At 65.4% G+C, this 15091-nt stretch carries 14 protein-coding genes and 1 pseudogene; 12 read left to right on the top strand and 3 right to left on the bottom strand.

Translation table 11 applies throughout. The annotated features are described in order from the left end of the window. Window positions 1-126 precede the first annotated feature (126 nt). The 10 genes from BMX17_RS08110 (at window position 127) to BMX17_RS08155 (ending at window position 10785) form a co-directional block, all read left to right on the top strand. Window positions 127-1476, top strand: coding sequence for a ribonuclease J (locus BMX17_RS08110; protein WP_092658977.1), 1350 nt, complete (start codon window positions 127-129; stop codon window positions 1474-1476). Further along, a complete protein-coding gene (idsA3, locus tag BMX17_RS08115) occupies window positions 1473-2516 on the top strand; it encodes a geranylfarnesyl diphosphate synthase (RefSeq protein ID WP_092658978.1) in 1044 nt (347 codons plus the stop codon). Before BMX17_RS08110 ends, idsA3 begins: the two co-directional genes overlap by 4 nt. A gap of 153 nt (window positions 2517-2669) precedes the next feature. Next, window positions 2670-3395 carry an MBL fold metallo-hydrolase gene (locus BMX17_RS08120; protein WP_092658979.1) on the top strand — a complete coding sequence of 242 codons (726 nt, stop codon included), beginning with the start codon at window positions 2670-2672 and terminating at the stop codon, window positions 3393-3395. Between the two features lie 51 nt (window positions 3396-3446). Beyond that, window positions 3447-5162, top strand: a complete 1716-nt coding sequence (locus tag BMX17_RS08125) for a glutamate--tRNA ligase (protein ID WP_092658980.1) — start codon at window positions 3447-3449, stop codon at window positions 5160-5162. A gap of 52 nt (window positions 5163-5214) precedes the next feature. Next, window positions 5215-5544, top strand: coding sequence for a 4Fe-4S dicluster domain-containing protein (locus BMX17_RS08130; RefSeq protein ID WP_092658981.1), 330 nt, complete (start codon window positions 5215-5217; stop codon window positions 5542-5544). Between the two features lie 170 nt (window positions 5545-5714). Beyond that, window positions 5715-6569 carry an electron transfer flavoprotein subunit beta/FixA family protein gene (locus tag BMX17_RS08135; protein WP_092658982.1) on the top strand — a complete coding sequence of 285 codons (855 nt, stop codon included), beginning with the start codon at window positions 5715-5717 and terminating at the stop codon, window positions 6567-6569. After that, entirely contained in the window at window positions 6569-8236 is a 1668-nt protein-coding gene (locus BMX17_RS08140; protein WP_092658983.1) for an electron transfer flavoprotein subunit alpha/FixB family protein, read from the top strand. Before BMX17_RS08135 ends, BMX17_RS08140 begins: the two co-directional genes overlap by 1 nt. Then, complete coding sequence (locus BMX17_RS08145) at window positions 8229-9896, top strand: FAD-dependent monooxygenase (RefSeq protein ID WP_092658984.1); 1668 nt, start codon at window positions 8229-8231, stop codon at window positions 9894-9896. Before BMX17_RS08140 ends, BMX17_RS08145 begins: the two co-directional genes overlap by 8 nt. A gap of 15 nt (window positions 9897-9911) precedes the next feature. Beyond that, a complete protein-coding gene (locus tag BMX17_RS08150) occupies window positions 9912-10298 on the top strand; it encodes a DUF8055 family protein (protein ID WP_092658985.1) in 387 nt (128 codons plus the stop codon). 82 nt (window positions 10299-10380) lie between these two features. Then, window positions 10381-10785 (top strand): DoxX family protein, encoded by a 405-nt coding sequence (locus BMX17_RS08155; RefSeq protein WP_092659000.1) that lies wholly within the window; start codon window positions 10381-10383, stop codon window positions 10783-10785. Window positions 10786-10804: 19 nt separating this feature from the next. Here the strand turns inward: BMX17_RS08155 and BMX17_RS08160 are convergent, their stop codons facing one another. Continuing rightward, window positions 10805-12697, bottom strand: a complete 1893-nt coding sequence (locus BMX17_RS08160; protein ID WP_092658986.1) for a PAS domain S-box protein — start codon at window positions 12695-12697, stop codon at window positions 10805-10807. Window positions 12698-12863: 166 nt separating this feature from the next. Here BMX17_RS08160 and BMX17_RS08165 point away from each other — a divergent pair, with 166 nt between their 5' ends. Further along, a complete protein-coding gene (locus BMX17_RS08165) occupies window positions 12864-13598 on the top strand; it encodes a GNAT family N-acetyltransferase (protein ID WP_092658987.1) in 735 nt (244 codons plus the stop codon). Here the strand turns inward: BMX17_RS08165 and BMX17_RS26020 are convergent. Further along, window positions 13595-13750 (bottom strand): DUF8014 family protein, encoded by a 156-nt coding sequence (locus BMX17_RS26020; protein ID WP_170845363.1) that lies wholly within the window; start codon window positions 13748-13750, stop codon window positions 13595-13597. The two genes, BMX17_RS08165 and BMX17_RS26020, sit on opposite strands and share 4 nt — an antisense overlap. Window positions 13751-13823: 73 nt before the next feature. Further along, window positions 13824-14759, bottom strand: coding sequence for a glutamate--cysteine ligase family protein (locus BMX17_RS08170; protein ID WP_244514954.1), 936 nt, complete (start codon window positions 14757-14759; stop codon window positions 13824-13826). Between the two features lie 35 nt (window positions 14760-14794). Between BMX17_RS08170 and BMX17_RS08175 the strand changes: the two are divergent. Beyond that, window positions 14795-15091 (top strand): annotated as a pseudogene (locus tag BMX17_RS08175) (IS5/IS1182 family transposase); the annotation flags it as partial.

The raw sequence follows: 15091 nt of genomic DNA on the forward strand, positions 1-15091 counted from the left end.
TTTCGGCCCGGTGGCGCACGGAATACGGCGACGGATGGGGAGTCGCCAGCCGTCGGACCAGAATCGCCTGTTTGCCGGTCACCGCGAGTCGTCCGTCTCCGCGGGGCCCGTCTCGGCGACACAACCATGGAAATCGAAATTGCGACAATCGGCGGTTACGAGGAAGTCGGCCGGCAGATGACTGCGGTGCGAGCGGGCGACGATGTCGTCATCTTCGACATGGGTCTGAACCTCTCGAAGGTCCTGATCCACGACAACGTCGAAACCGAGCGGATGCACAGTCTCGACCTGATCGACATGGGCGCGATCCCGGACGACCGGATCATGTCCGACCTCGAGGGAGACGTGAAGGCCATCGTGCCGACCCACGGCCACCTCGACCACATCGGTGCCATCTCGAAGCTGGCCCACCGATACGACGCGCCCATCGTCGCCTCGCCCTTTACCATCGAACTCGTCAAACAGCAGATCAAAGGCGAGGAGAAGTTCGGCGTCGAGAACGACCTCCAGAAGATGGAGGCCGGCGAGACGATGCAGATCGGCGAGCGCAACGAACTCGAGTTCGTTAACGTCACCCACTCGATTATCGACGCGATCAATCCCGTGCTCCACACGCCCGAAGGCTCGATCGTCTACGGGCTTGACAAACGGATGGACCACACGCCGGTCATCGGCGACCCCATCGACATGAAGCGGTTCCGGGAGATCGCCCGCGAGGACGGCGGCGTCCTCTGTTACATCGAGGACTGTACCAACGCCGGCCGGAAAGGCCGAACCCCCTCCGAGTCCGTGGCCCGTCGCCACCTGAAGGACGTGATGTACAGCATCGAGGACTACGACGGCGGGATCGTCGCGACTACCTTCTCCTCGCACATCGCCCGCGTGAGTTCGCTCGTCGAGTTCGCCGAGGACATCGGCCGCCAGCCGGTGCTGCTCGGTCGGTCGATGGAGAAGTACTCCGGCACCGCCGAACGGCTTGACTTCGTCGACTTCCCGGACGACCTCGGGATGTACGGCCACCGCAAGTCCGTCGACCGCACGTTCAAGCGAATCATGAACGAGGGCAAGGAGAACTTCCTGCCCATCGTCACGGGTCACCAGGGCGAGCCGCGCGCGATGCTCACCCGGATGGGCCGTGGCGAGACGCCCTACGAACTGGACGACGGCGACAAGGTGCTGTTCTCGGCGCGGGTCATCCCGGAGCCGACCAACGAGGGCCAGCGCTACCAGAGCGAGAAACTGCTGGGTATGCAGGGCGCGCGTATCTACGACGACATCCACGTCTCGGGCCACCTCCGCGAGGAGGGCCACTACGAGATGATCGACACGCTCCAGCCCCAGCACATCATCCCGGCCCACCAGGACATGAAAGGGTTCGCGCCGTACGTCGACCTCGCGGAGAACATGGGGTACAACCTCGGGCGTGACCTGCACGTCACGCGGAACGGGAATCTGATCACGCTCGTCGACGAATGACGACCCCACGCGCGGATCAGGCGGCCGTCGAGGAGGCGATCATCACGCGTCGGGACCTCGTCAACGAGGCGATCCCCGACCAGCTTCCGATCATTCGCCCCGAGCGCCTCTACGAGGCGTCCCGGTACCTGCTGGACGCGGGCGGCAAGCGCCTGCGCCCGACGATCCTCCTCCTGGCCGCGGAGGCCATCGCCGACGCCGACCCGCTCGGCGAGGACTACCACGCCTTCCCCGCACCGGATGGCCCCGTCGACGTGATGTCGGCGGCGGTCAGCATCGAGATCATCCAATCGTTCACCCTCATCCACGACGACATCATGGACGACGACGATATGCGTCGTGGCGTGCCGGCCGTCCACCGCGAGTACGACCTCGAAACCGCGATCCTCGCGGGCGACACGCTCTACTCGAAGGCCTTCGAGGTCATGCTCGAAACCGGCGCGCCCGCCGAGCGATCGGTCCGGGCGCTATCCGAGTTAGCGACGACCTGCACGAAGATCTGTGAGGGCCAGGCGTTCGACATCGACTTCGAGTCCCGCAGTGCCGTCGAACCCGACGAGTACCTGGACATGGTGGAACTCAAGACCGCGGTGCTGTACGCCGCGGCCGCGAGTGTCCCCGCCATGTTGCTGGGCGACGACGACGCGGTCGACGCGCTGTACGGCTACGGCCTCGACATCGGCCGGGCGTTCCAGATCCAGGACGATCTGCTCGACCTGACGACGCCGAGCGAGAAACTCGGCAAGCAACGCGGGAGTGACCTGATCGAGGGCAAGAAGACGCTGGTGACCCTGCACGCCCGCGAGAACGGCGTCGACGTGGACGGGCTGGTCGACGCGGACACCGTGGAAGCGGTCGACGAGGTCGAGATCGAGGCCGCCGTCGGCGAGTTGCGTGACGCCGGCAGCATCGAGTACGCCCGCGAAACCGCCCACGACCTCATCGCCAGCGGCAAGTCGAACCTGGAGGTCCTCCCGGACAACCACAGCCGGGATCTGCTCGGTGGCATCGCCGACTATCTGATCGAACGGGAGTACTGACTCGTCGCGGGCGCGTCGAACGCCGGGTTGACGCTGACGGAGATCGGCGGGCTGGTGGCGTTCTGTATCGATACGGCTGGTTTCGGTGTGATTCTCCGGGAGTATCTCTGAAACCACCCTGGGAGTTATGTCCGTTCGGGCCGCCCGAACGCTATGGCTGCGATACAGCTTCTACGACACGCTACACTCTTGCTCGACCTCGACGAAACCACGTTCCTCGTCGATCCCATGCTGAGCGAACCGGGTGAGATTCCGCCGATTCCGAACTCGCCCAACGACCGCGAGAACCCCCTCGTCGACCTTCCGGACGTGGATCTGGAGTACGACGCCGTCCTCGTCACCCACCGCCACCGGGACCACTTCGACGACGCGGCGGCCGACCAGCTTCCGACGGACGTTCCGATCCTCTGCCAACCCGAGGAGGCCGACGACTTTCGTGAGGACGGGTTCTCCGACGTTCGAGGGGTCGAGGATAGTATTTCCTTCGAAGGTATCGACGTGACACGGACGCCAGCCCGGCACGGCCACGGGGACCTGGCAGAGCAGATGGGGCCGTCGTCGGGCTACGTCCTCGACGGGTCCCGCACCCTCTACCTCGCGGGCGATACGGTGTGGTACGAGGCGGTGCCAGAGACGGTCGACGCCCACGAGCCGGACGCAGTGGTCGTCAACGCGGGCGCGGCCCAGTTCGTCGAGGGCGAGCCGATCACGATGACGCCCGAAGATGTCGGGGAGGTTCGGGCGCACGTCCCCGACGACGTGCCGGTGATCGCGGACCACATGGAAGCGATCAACCACTGCCTGGCGATGCGGGAGGATCTGGCGACGGCGGTCGAGGGTGTGACGATTCCCGAAAACGGCGAGCGAGTCCAGCTCTGACCGGGGACGGAACGGCGGAGTTTTGAGGGGGCGCACCGGAGTCTCCACAAAATGGACGACGAGGTACGCGAGCGAGTCAAAGAGGAGGCAGAGAAAAACGCCCTCTTCAACGCCCTGAAACACGAGAGCGACCCACAGGTCGGTGCGATCATGGGGCCGCTGATGGGCGAGAACCCCGAGTTCCGCGAACATGGCGACGAGATTCCCGAGGTGATCGGCCCAGTGGTCGGCAAGATCGGGAGTATGTCGACCGAGGAGCGCCGCGCACGGCTCGAAGAACTCGATCCCGACCTCGTGGCCGAACTGGACGCCGAGGACGAAGACGACGAACACGACCTCCCGGACCTCCCGAACGCCGAGGCGTACGACGAGATCCGACTCCGGGCCGCCCCGAACCCGAACGGGCCGTGGCACCTGGGCCACGCCCGGATGCCCTCCGTCATCGGCACGTACAAGGATCGCTACGACGGTGCCTTCGTCGTCCGGTTCGACGACACCGACCCCGAGACTAAACGGCCCGACCTGGACGCCTACGACGAAATTCTGGACGCCATCGAGTACCTCGGCTTCGAGCCCGACGAGGTCATCCGGGCCAGCGACCGACTGGAGACCTACTACGATCACGCCCGTGAGCTGATCGACCGCGGCGGTGCCTACACCTGTTCCTGCCCGCAGGGCGAGTTCTCCGACATGAAGAATTCCGGTGAGGCCTGTCCACACCGGGACAAGGACCCCGAGACCACCCGCGAGGAGTTCGAGGCCATGATCGACGGCGAGTACTCGGCGGGCGAGAAGGTCCTCCGGGTGAAGACGGACATCGAACACAAGAATCCGGCCCTGCGGGACTGGGTGGCGTTCCGGATGATCGACACCCCACACCCGCGCGAGGAAGCTAGCGAGTACCGCTGCTGGCCGATGCTGGACTTCCAGAGCGGGATCGACGATCACCTGACCGGCATCTCCCACATCATCCGCGGGATCGACCTGCAGGATTCGGCCAAGCGCCAGCGGTTCGTCTACGACTACTTCGACTGGGCGTACCCCGAGGTGATCCACTGGGGGCACGTGCAGGTCGACGCCTACGACGTGTCGATGAGCACGTCGACGATCAAGGAGCGGATCGAAGCGGGGGAACTGGACGGCTGGGACGACCCGCGCGCGCCGACGCTGGCCAGTCTCCGCCGGCGCGGTATCCGCGGGCAGGCGATCGTCGACTCGATGGTGGAACTCGGGACCTCGACCTCGAACGTCGATCTGGCGATGTCGTCGATCTACGCCAACAACCGCGAGATCATCGACGAAGACACCGACCGCGCGTTCCTCGTTCGGGAGGGCGACCGCTTCGCCGTCGATGGCGGGCCGGACGCAGGCCATCCGCCGGTCCACCCGAACCACGAGGACCGCGGTGAGCGCGACATCCCCGTCGACGAGGCCGTTCTGCTGGAACCCGACGACGCGCCGAGCGAGGGCGAACGCGTCTGGCTGAAGGGGTACGGACCAGTCCGCCGCGCGGGCGACACACTCGAGTTCACCGACGACGACATCGACGTGGTACGAGAGGGCGACGTGGACGTGATCCACTGGGTGCCCGCCGACCAGAGCCGGCCGCTCCGGCTCCGGACGATGGACGGTGACGTAACGGGACACGCGGAACCCGGGATCACCGACTACGACCCCGACGCCATGGTTCAGTTCGAACGGATCGGGTTCGCACGGATCGACCGACACGAGAGCGACGAGACGGTGGCGTACTACGCCCACCAGTGACGTTCGGTCAAACTTTTAAGTAGTTCCCCGGCGGAGGTGGGGATAGCTACCAATGGCCATCGATCCCGAGTTCGAGCAGAACCGCGAGAAAGTAGACGAACACGACGGCCACGCAGTGTGGGGGCCGGTCGACGAACCCGAAGAGCTGGGCATCCACGGGACACACGTCGCCGTCGATTTCGATATCTGTCTCGCCGACGGCGCGTGTCTGGAGGACTGCCCGGTCGACGTGTTCGAGTGGGTCGACACACCCGACCACCCCGAGAGCGAGATCAAGGCCGACCCGGCCAAAGAGGAGCAGTGCATCGACTGTATGCTCTGTGTCGACGTCTGCCCGGTCGACGCCATCGACGTGGACCCCGGTCGTGCGGGCCGTATCTGACGGTCCCTCGATCGACCGCTGACGACCGACGACGTTCGCCGACGCCGCGATTTTTCCCTCCCGATAGTGTCCCGTAGCCTTCTGGCTATTTGTAAGATCTTAGAAAAAGCACAATAGCAAAATACCAGGAAGACGGTGGTAGTGATGTTCACCCAAATGGCGTGATACCTATGCACACACTGGTACTTACGAAAGGCGTTCCGGACTTCAGGGAGGGACAGGTGTCGTTCGACGAGGACGGGCACCTCGAGCGCGGGAAGACACCGACCGTGATGAACCCCAACGACAAGCACGCGCTGGAGGCGGCACTCCAGACGAAGGTTCGTCACGGCGGCACCGTATCGCTGATGAGTATGGGACCGCCGGGGTACAAGGAGGTCCTACAGGAAGGGATGGAAGACGTCTACGCGGACGACCTCTATCTCCTCTCGGACCGGGAGATGGGCGCGGCCGACACGTGGGCAACGTCGATCACCCTCTCGACGGGCATCGACCACCTGGAGGAAGAGCCCGACGTGGTGTTCGCGGGCTTCAAGACCGCGGACGGGGAGACCGGCCACACTGGCCCCCAGACTTGCTGGTGTCAGGACTGGCCCATCGTCACTCACGTCGTGGCGCTGGACATCGACGAGGAGGAACGCACCCTGCGAGCCAAACGGCTCGTCGAGGGCGACGTGGAGGAGATCGAGACGGTCGAGGCACCCCTGCCCTGTTTCGTCGTCGCCGATCCGGAGTTCGAGCCGACCTATCGGAAGGCCGAGCATCGGCTCCGGCACAAGGACCTGCGGGCCGAGACCCAGGAGCGGGCCGCGAACTTCGAGGACCACCTGGAGGTGTACGATCAGGCGGAACTGAACCTCGATCCGGACTTCATCGGCCTGGACGGATCGCCGACTATCGTGGCCGGCGTCGATCCGATCCCGAAAGCCCCCTCCGAGCGGGAAGCGACGATGGTCGACCCGGGCGACGAGGGGGCGATGGCGGAGGTATTCGAGGAACTCGAACCGTACGCGGGGGCTGACTGATCATGGAGATCGATCCAACCGACCACGAGATCGCGGACCTCGGGCCGAAGATCAAAGACGTCGACGACGCCGACGAGTTGCGCGAGATGCTGGACGCCGAGGAAGACGGGGCGGACCGCGCGCCAGTGAAGACGCTCATCGAGGACCGACTGGAGAAAGTCGAGGGCGAAGACGAAGACGTGGACCCGAGCGACGCCGACCTGGACGACATGACCGTCGCCGACGTGGCGAACATGGTCCGGGGCATCGAGGACATCGACGTTCTCGAAGACCTCCTGGAACGGGAGCAAGACGGCCAGGACCGCAAGACGGCCAAGAGCCAGATCGAGGGTCGCATCGACACGCTGCAGGACAGCGACGACGACGGCGAGGGCGAAGAAGTAGTTATCGAGGACCCCGAGGAGAAGTACCCGGACCTCGATCATCCGACGGCGGACAAAAAGCACGTTCGCGCGCTGGACGGCGGTGAGTATCGAGATATGTGGGTCTACTGTGAGACCCAGCAGGGCCAGTTGATCGACGTGTCCAGGGAGATGCTCGGGAAGGCCCGCGAGCTGATGGACGGGTACAACGACGAATATGGAGAGAGCGAGTCGGTCATCGCCGTGTTGATCGGCGACGGCGTGGGCGAGTTGGCCGAGGAGTGTCTCGCCTACGGGGCCGACCGCGTGATCTACCTCGAGGACGAACGCCTCGACCGGTTCCGGCACACGCCGTACACGGAGATCTTCTGTGACATGGCGCGCAACGGCGGCCACCCGTTCGGCCGCGAGGGGCGGGAAGAGGACGACTGGCGCGACTACGACGAACCGCGCTACACGGTCTTCCCGGCGACGAACAACGGCCGGGACCTCTCGGCGCTGGCCCAGGCCGAATTCGATTCCGGACTGGCCTCGGACTGTTCGGACCTGTTCATCGAGGCCGCGGACATCTCCAACCCGGCGAAGACGGGCAAGCCGGGCGAGACCGTCGAGTTCCAGCGCGTCCTGCACATGAAGCGCCCGGACTTCTCCGGGTTCGAGTACTCTACGATCCTCTGTCTGGACAAGCCCGGCCGGGAGTTCCACCCACAGGGTGCCTCGGTCATCCCGGGGAGTTTCGACGTACCCGACCCCGACAAAGAGCGGGAAGGCGAGGTGATCGAACACGAGATGCCCCTCGAAGACGACTGGTTCAAGGTCGAAGTCACCGACTACGATCAGCTGGAAGGCGGTGTCGACCTGACGGGCAACGAGGTCGTCGTCGCCCTGGGTCGGGGTATCGGCGAGGATCCGACCGAGGGGATCGAACTCGGCCTCGATCTGGTCGATCAGTTCGAGGAGGCCGATCTGGGCCTCTCGCGGGGGGTCATCACGGCCTCCTATCAGTTCGCGGGCCACGTCGAACAGTACGTGGCAGAAGAGCGCCAGATCGGCGAGTCCGGCCAGGAGGTCGAACCGGCCGTGTACATCGCGGCTGGCATCTCCGGGGCCGTCCAGCACAAGGTCGGTATGGACGAGTCGGACACGATCGTCGCGATCAACACCGATGCCGACGCCGATATCGTCGACTTCTCCGATTACTTCATCGAGGGTGATCTCTTCGAGATCCTGCCGGAGTTGATCGACTCGCTGGAGAAGGGCGAACTGGACGTACAGGCGCTTGCAGGGGGTGCATCCGATGACTGACGACTACGAACACTACGAAGCCGTCGTCGTGGGGGCCGGTCCCGGCGGCGCGGCCGCGGCGGCGACACTCGCACAGAACGGCGTGGAGACCCTCGTCCTCGAACGGGGCGTCGAATCCGGCTCGAAGAACGTCTCGGGCGGACTGATCTACGCCGAGGAATCGGCACCGTACACCATCGACGGCCTGTTCCCGGACTTCCGGGCGGAGGCGAGCGAGCGGCCCATCTCGGAGTACTACCTCCACAACGTGGCCGGGCGAAAGGTCAAGACCATCGACCTGACGGGTATCCACGAACACGACACGGCGTGGTCCGATGCCGTCCTCCGGCGACACATGGACTCGTGGCTGGAAGATCGGGTCCACGAGATGACCCGCGAGACCGGCGGCGGCCTCCTGACGGGGGTCCGTGTCGACGGGCTCCTCCGGGAGGCCGGCGAGATCGTCGGCGTCACCTGCGAGGAACTGGACCCGATCAAAGCGGACGCGATCATCGCGGCCGACGGCGTCAACTCCGAACTGGCGCGGGACGCTGGCCTGATGGACTGGGAGGACCCCGAGGAGTGGTTCCAGGGCGTCAAAGCCATCGTGGATATGCCGGAGGGAACCATCGCCGACCGCTTCGGTGTGGCCGACGACGAGGGCGTGGCACACCTGTTCTCGGGCGACCTCTTCGAGGGCGTCCGGGGCGGCGGGTTCCTGTACACCAACGACGACTCCCTGTCGATCGGGACCGTCTTCCACCTGGACTCGCTGGTCGCGGAGGAAGCCGAACCCCACGAACTCCTGGACGCCCTGCTCACCCACCCGCTGCTGGATCAGTGGCTCCAGGGGGAGTACGAGGAACTGGAGTACGGAGCGAAACTCGTCCCGGACTCCAAGAAGGTGGCCCACCCCTCGCCTCATCGGGGTCGACTCATGCTCGTCGGGGACGCCGCCGGGCAGATGCAGGCCCAGGGCCCGATCATCAAGGGGATGAACCACGCGGTGTCGGCGGGCGCGCTGGCCGCCGAGGCGTTCGTCGAGGCCGACACCAGAGGGCGGCCCGAGGAAGCCGGCCAGCGCTACGAGACGAAACTTCGCGACGAGGGCGTGATGAAGAAGCTCCGGCCCACCCGGTACAAGGTGGCGAGCGCGGTCGGTGAGAACGACGCCGTGGCCTCGGTGACGGACAAACTCGTCGACTCGTCGCTCGGGAAACTGGGCATTAAGGCGGCCGACCGCCTGGGACTGCTCAGGCGGTCGTTCAACTCGCCGTTCGTGATGTCGGTCATGCCAGACACGCAGACACTGTACGTGACCGCGCCGACGGCCATCGCGGAGGCGCTCGGGACGCCGGTTCGGGCGGAAAACGACGTGGAACCGCCGGACCTAGCCGACCGCATCGGCGACCTGACCTACGACGTGGGCGACCCACACATCGAGTTACAGGACAACTCCTTCGCGGCCAGCGGGGCCGCGGTGTCGGCCTGTCCGGTCAGCGCGACGGACTTCGGCGGCGGCTGTTACCGCGACGAGACGGTCAAGACGAACGGCCACGAAGAACACCTCGTGAGCCTGGACACCCAGCCCTGCGTCGAGTGTGGCACCTGTGCCATCGTCGCCGACACGGAGTGGGAACACCCCGCCGGCGGCAAGGGCGTGGAGTTCAAACAGGGCTAAGATCCCTCGTCTCGGATGACCGAAACTGAATCGTACCACGCCCGGATCGAGGCCGTCGTCGAGCGCTACCGGGCGGACCGGAACGAGTTCGAGCCCCCGGACGATCCGCCGGCACCGGAGCAGGCGATGGACTACTGTCGCGAGGGGCTCGGGCCGGCGGTGATGATCTACGTCGACGCCCGCGCCAACGACTGGGGCGTGCGCTTCTCGGAGCGGGAGTTCGACCTGTTGCACGAGGCGATGAACGGCTACCTCGCGCTGTACACGGCCTGTTACGGCGTCGAGACCGACCCCGACGCGGCGATCAGGGAGGCTGCCGAACTCCTGCTCGACACCCACAACATCCGGGACGTGGCGGCGATGCTGACCGGCGTCCCGGAGCGTGCGACTGGGGACGGCTAATTCGATGGGGTCGCAGTGTCGGGTCCCCGGCGTGCCCGCCGAGATGCGAAGCACCAAAGCCCGGACGGCCACGAGCGATGATATGTTCACACAGACCGACGGGTTGTCACAGGTGAAGACGCCGCTCGTCTACGTGATGGGGACCATCTACGTCGTCGCCGGCGTGTTCCACTTCGTCGTGCCGGACCTGTTTGCACAGATCGTCCCACCGCAACTGCCGGCGGCCACGGCACTGGTCTATCTCTCGGGGATCGCAGAGATCGGCCTCGGGCTCGGCGTCATGGTCCCCCGGACGCGCCGGATCGCGGCCTGGGGGCTGGTCGCCCTGTTGCTGGCGGTCTTTCCCGCGAACGTCTACATGGCCACTTCGGGGGTCGTGATCCAGGGCGCACCGGCCGCCATCGCGGAGCCGGGACTCGGGCGCTGGGTTCGCCTCCCGTTCCAGGGCGTCCTGATCGCCTGGGCGCTGTGGTACACCTACGAGTAGACGCGCCAGCGTGTCGCCCTCAGAAGGTCTCGACGCCGCTGAACACGAAGCGGGCACCGCCGGTCGACGACGGTCGATCGGCTCCTGGTTCCGGCGGCGTATCGCGTTCGGTTACCGTGACCGACCAGCCGTGGGCCTGCGCGATGTCGCCGACGATCGTCAGGCCCAGTCCCGGGCTATCGGCGGCCGTCGAGTACCCCATCTCGAAGATCCGGTCGCGGTCGTCGGCCGGGATCCCGGGGCCGTCGTCCTCGACGACGAACGCGAAATCGGCGTTCGTTCCCGACGCGGAGCCGTCGGTATCGGACTCGGGATCGATCGACGCGAGTCGGACGGCGACCGCCCCGTCGCCGTGCTCGATAGCGTTTCTGAAGAGATTCTCGAGGAGCTGTTCGAGTCGGCCCACGTCGGCGAGGATGTGCGCGTCGGTGTCGACGGTGAGGGTCGCATCTTCGGTCGGAAGCGACGACCAGCGGTCGCGAGCGACGGTGGCGAGTGACACCGGGGACGGGTCGTCGATGGTTCTGCCGTCACGGGCCAGCGCGAGCACCTCGTCGATCAGCCGTTCCATCCGGTCGACGGCACGATGGCTCCGGTCGAGGTGGTCGTTGTCGACTTCGTCGTCGAGCAGATCCAGTGAGGTCGAGACGGTTTCTAGCGGGTTGCGGAGGTCGTGGCTGATGACCGAGGCGAAAGCTTCCAGACGTTCGTTCTTGCGTTCCAGATCGAGTTCGTTGCGTTTCCGTTCGGTGATGTCCCGCGTCGTCGCGAGGATGAAATCACTGTCGTCGTCAGTCTCCAGCGGCCGAATTCGGAGTTCGAGGAAGTCGGTGGTGGGTGGAACCGTCGGTTCGAGCACGAGCGTGACTTCGTCGCGCTCGCCGGCGGCGATGTCGTCGATCGCGGACTGGATAGCTTCGACCGCCGAGTCGGAGAAGATTCCGGCTTCGTCGAGGTAGGAGACGTGTTCGCCGATCCACGCCTGCGCCGAGAGGTCGACGGTCTGGTCGGCACGGAAGTTGATGAACTGGAACCGATAGTCCCGGTCGAGGACGTACACGCCCTCGTCCATGCTCCGGATGACCGACCGGTGCCAGTCGAGTTCCGCCTCGCTCTCTTTCCGGGCGGTCACGTCGCGGACGTTGCCGACGATTCCCTCGATGCCAGGGTCGTCGAGCAGGTTTCGGGCCCGGATCTCGACCCAGCGCCAGGAGCCGTCCCGGTGTTTCGTCCGGAGTTCGACCGTCTTCTCCGTGTCCGGAGACGCCATTACGTCGGCCAGTTCCGACCGGGTTCGGGCCACGTCGTCGGGATGGAGGAAGTCGAACGCGGTCTCGCCCATCAGCTCGTCCGGGTCGTAGCCGAGGGTTCGCTCGACCGACGGCGTCACGTAGGTCAGCGTCCCGTCGGCGTCGATGATGAAGATGTAATCGGCCGAGTGTTCGAGGAGTTTCGAGAACCGAGTTCGCGTCTCGTCGACCTCGCGTTCCGCGGCGTGGTGTTCGACGGAGTTGGCGATTCGGTTCGCCAGCAGCGTGTACTGGTCCTCCCGCGGGCCCTTCTGGAGGTAGTCGGTCACGCCCGCGGAGATGGCCTCGCTGGCGATCTCTTCGCTCCCCTTGCCGGTGAAGAGCACGAAGGGGAGTTGCGGGTGAGTTTCGCGGACGCGCCGGAGAAACTCCAGGCCGTCCATCTGTGGCATATCGTAGTCGCTGACGACGCAGTCGAACGACGACGAGCCGAGTCGCTCCAGCGCGGCGCGTGGATCGGTCTCGGTGGTCACGTCGAGGGGCTCGTCAGTCCGGTCCAGCATCTCCCCTGCCAGATCCAGAAACGCCGGATCGTCGTCGACGTGCAGCACCCGGATCGGGCGGGCTGACAGGTCCGTCGCAGAGAGGTGTCGTTCGTCCATCACGTGTTCACACGGCGGAAGCCGACAGCAAATCGTATGGCATCATGGACCTACCCGACTTAAATCCGGCCCCTGTATCGCGAAGATTAATCGCGAGCGATGGCTCCGGGAACGACGGCCTCCCAGTTGACAAACAGTTAAGTATCGTGGCGTGGTAACGCACCTCATGGAACTCACAGAGCAGTTAGAGTTCGGTCACCGCGGGCGCAAGGACGTGTACGAGTTCGTCGAGAGTCACGGCGACGTGAGTCAGGCGCAGGCCCGTGATGCCCTGAACATGGAGCCACGGGAGTTCGGCCACCACGTGGCGATCCTGAAACGGGACGGGATTCTCACGGAGACCGGCGAGGGTCATCTCCAGATCGCCTACGACGAAGCGGCCCAGGAGGAGTACGAAGAAGACGAGATCGAGTACACGATCCGGCAGGCCAGACAGGCGGACATGACCGGAATCGTCGGCGTGATGCGGTCGGCAATCGAGGCCGGAACCTACGTCGTGGCCGAGAGCGTCGCCGACATGATCGATCACGAGGAGGTCCTGCTCCGGCACAACGAACTGGAGTCGCGGATGTTCTTCGTCGCCTGCGTCGAGGACGACGTGGTCGGCTGGGTCCACCTCGAACACCCGGAGATGGAGAAGCTGTCACACACGGCGGAACTCACCGTCGGCGTCCTCGACGAGTACCAGGGCCACGGCATCGGGAGCCACCTGCTCCAGCGCGGCCTCGAATGGGCCGCCAAGCAGGGCTACGAGCGCATCTACAACAGCGTCCCCTCGACCAACGAGGCCGCCATCGCGTTCCTGAAAGAACACGGCTGGGAGGAAGAAGCCCGACGCCACGACCACTACAAGCTGGCGGGCGAGTACATCGACGAAGTGATGATGGAGATGGACCTCTAGAGGTCCGCATCGTCCAGCGGGTCGGCGACCACGCCGTCTTTCTGCGCCCAGACCCGGGCGTGGCCGGCACACACCAGTCGGTTCTCGTCCCACGGGATGTGTAGTTCCACAGCGGCCGACGCCTCACAGTCGGCCTCCGAACAGGTGGTCATAGCGGCTATTCGTCACCATCCCTAATCGTTCACCCGGTAGCGTCCGACAGCCCCGGGAGACAGGGACGCTCGTTCAGTCGTCACCGACTACCTGCGTTCGTGTCACGTCGCGTTCGAGGCGGTCGGTCTGTTCGAGCCGGTACTGTCGCGCCTGCTCGGGCGTCACCGCCCCCTCGCCGTCGATGTCGTGCGCGAGCGGCTCGTAGGCCCCGACCTCGAATCCCATGCGTTCCAGGTACGACCGGACGGCGTTCGATTCCAGCCCGTCCCGGATGGCCGCGTTGACGTGTTCGATCACCGTCTCGAACGTCGGCAGGACGATCTCCCGGTCGGTCACGCGGCCTGCTTCGTCACCGATACGCACCGGAACGTCCGCGGCGTCGGTCGCAACCGTGGCGACCGCGTCGGCGAGGCGAACGACCTGACTGGGGAGTGCGGTGTCGGGCGAGCGCCACTCGACGGTTCCGAACCGGTCCCGTAACTGGACGGGTGTCCAGACCGCGCTCTCGGGGTCGAAGTTCGCCGCGACGGCGCGGCGATCGACGCCCGCCTCGCTGGCCGCCCGCTCGAACTCCTCGTAGCGCCGTTCGAGTCGGCGGGTCCACCCCTCGCGCTCGTCGAGGTACCGCCACAGCCGTCCCTGGTGTGGGAGGTCGTCGTACGCCAGCCAGCGGTACAGTTTCGACCGCGCACCGGCCGCCAGCCGCCGCCCGCGGAAGTACGGCGACGAGTTGACCAGTGCCAGCGCAGGGTCGAGCGCGATCAGCGTGTTCAGCTGGTCGATCTCGTCGCCCGACGACTGTTCGACGTGGACGTGCGTGCCAGCGCAGTGGCGCACGTACTCGAAGTCGTCGCCGAGGATCCGATCCTGAATCCGCGTCCGTTCGCTGGGCCGGTCGCGGATCACGCCGTCCCGGATCGGCGTCGCCAGCGGCACCAGGCGCTTCCCCGACGCGTCGGCCTGTCGCAGGACGGCCCCGATCCGTTCGAACGGCTCAATTGAATCCACAGACGGCGCCGGGATAGGTCGTTAGAATCACGGGTATGAAGCGGGAGAGTAATGTTATGCCCAACACCCTCTTCCGCTTCGTGAGGCAAGTGGCTTCACTCGCTCAAAAGCTTACTGACGCTGCGCTGATGGAACTGAGTGATCCAGCCGGCAACGGGTTTGCCGGCTGGAAGCACGCAGTCTTGCTCTATCTGCGCGAACATATGAGTGCAGAATACAAGGAAGTCCTCGACTGGGCCGAAGAGATGGAGCGTGTTCGAGCGGTATTGAACCTTCAACGCGGGGAGTTTCCCGCGCCTTCGACGCTGTGTAAGGCGTTCAAACGGGCATCG

The organism is Halorientalis persicus, from assembly GCF_900110215.1.
Taxonomy (GTDB): Archaea; Halobacteriota; Halobacteria; order Halobacteriales; family Haloarculaceae; genus Halorientalis; species Halorientalis persica.

Bases quoted from the DNA above. Each gene is read 5' to 3' on its own strand.
- BMX17_RS08110 (WP_092658977.1), top strand. From the start codon at position 127: ATGGAAATCGAAATTGCGACAATCGGCGGTTACGAGGAAGTCGGCCGG.
- idsA3 (WP_092658978.1), top strand. From the start codon at position 1,473: ATGACGACCCCACGCGCGGATCAGGCGGCCGTCGAGGAGGCGATCATC.
- BMX17_RS08120 (WP_092658979.1), top strand. From the start codon at position 2,670: ATGGCTGCGATACAGCTTCTACGACACGCTACACTCTTGCTCGACCTC.
- BMX17_RS08125 (WP_092658980.1), top strand. From the start codon at position 3,447: ATGGACGACGAGGTACGCGAGCGAGTCAAAGAGGAGGCAGAGAAAAAC.
- BMX17_RS08130 (WP_092658981.1), top strand. From the start codon at position 5,215: ATGGCCATCGATCCCGAGTTCGAGCAGAACCGCGAGAAAGTAGACGAA.
- BMX17_RS08135 (WP_092658982.1), top strand. From the start codon at position 5,715: ATGCACACACTGGTACTTACGAAAGGCGTTCCGGACTTCAGGGAGGGA.
- BMX17_RS08145 (WP_092658984.1), top strand. From the start codon at position 8,229: ATGACTGACGACTACGAACACTACGAAGCCGTCGTCGTGGGGGCCGGT.
- BMX17_RS08150 (WP_092658985.1), top strand. From the start codon at position 9,912: ATGACCGAAACTGAATCGTACCACGCCCGGATCGAGGCCGTCGTCGAG.
- BMX17_RS08155 (WP_092659000.1), top strand. From the start codon at position 10,381: ATGTTCACACAGACCGACGGGTTGTCACAGGTGAAGACGCCGCTCGTC.
- BMX17_RS08160 (WP_092658986.1), bottom strand. From the start codon at position 12,697: ATGGACGAACGACACCTCTCTGCGACGGACCTGTCAGCCCGCCCGATC.
- BMX17_RS08165 (WP_092658987.1), top strand. From the start codon at position 12,864: ATGGAACTCACAGAGCAGTTAGAGTTCGGTCACCGCGGGCGCAAGGAC.
- BMX17_RS26020 (WP_170845363.1), bottom strand. From the start codon at position 13,750: ATGACCACCTGTTCGGAGGCCGACTGTGAGGCGTCGGCCGCTGTGGAA.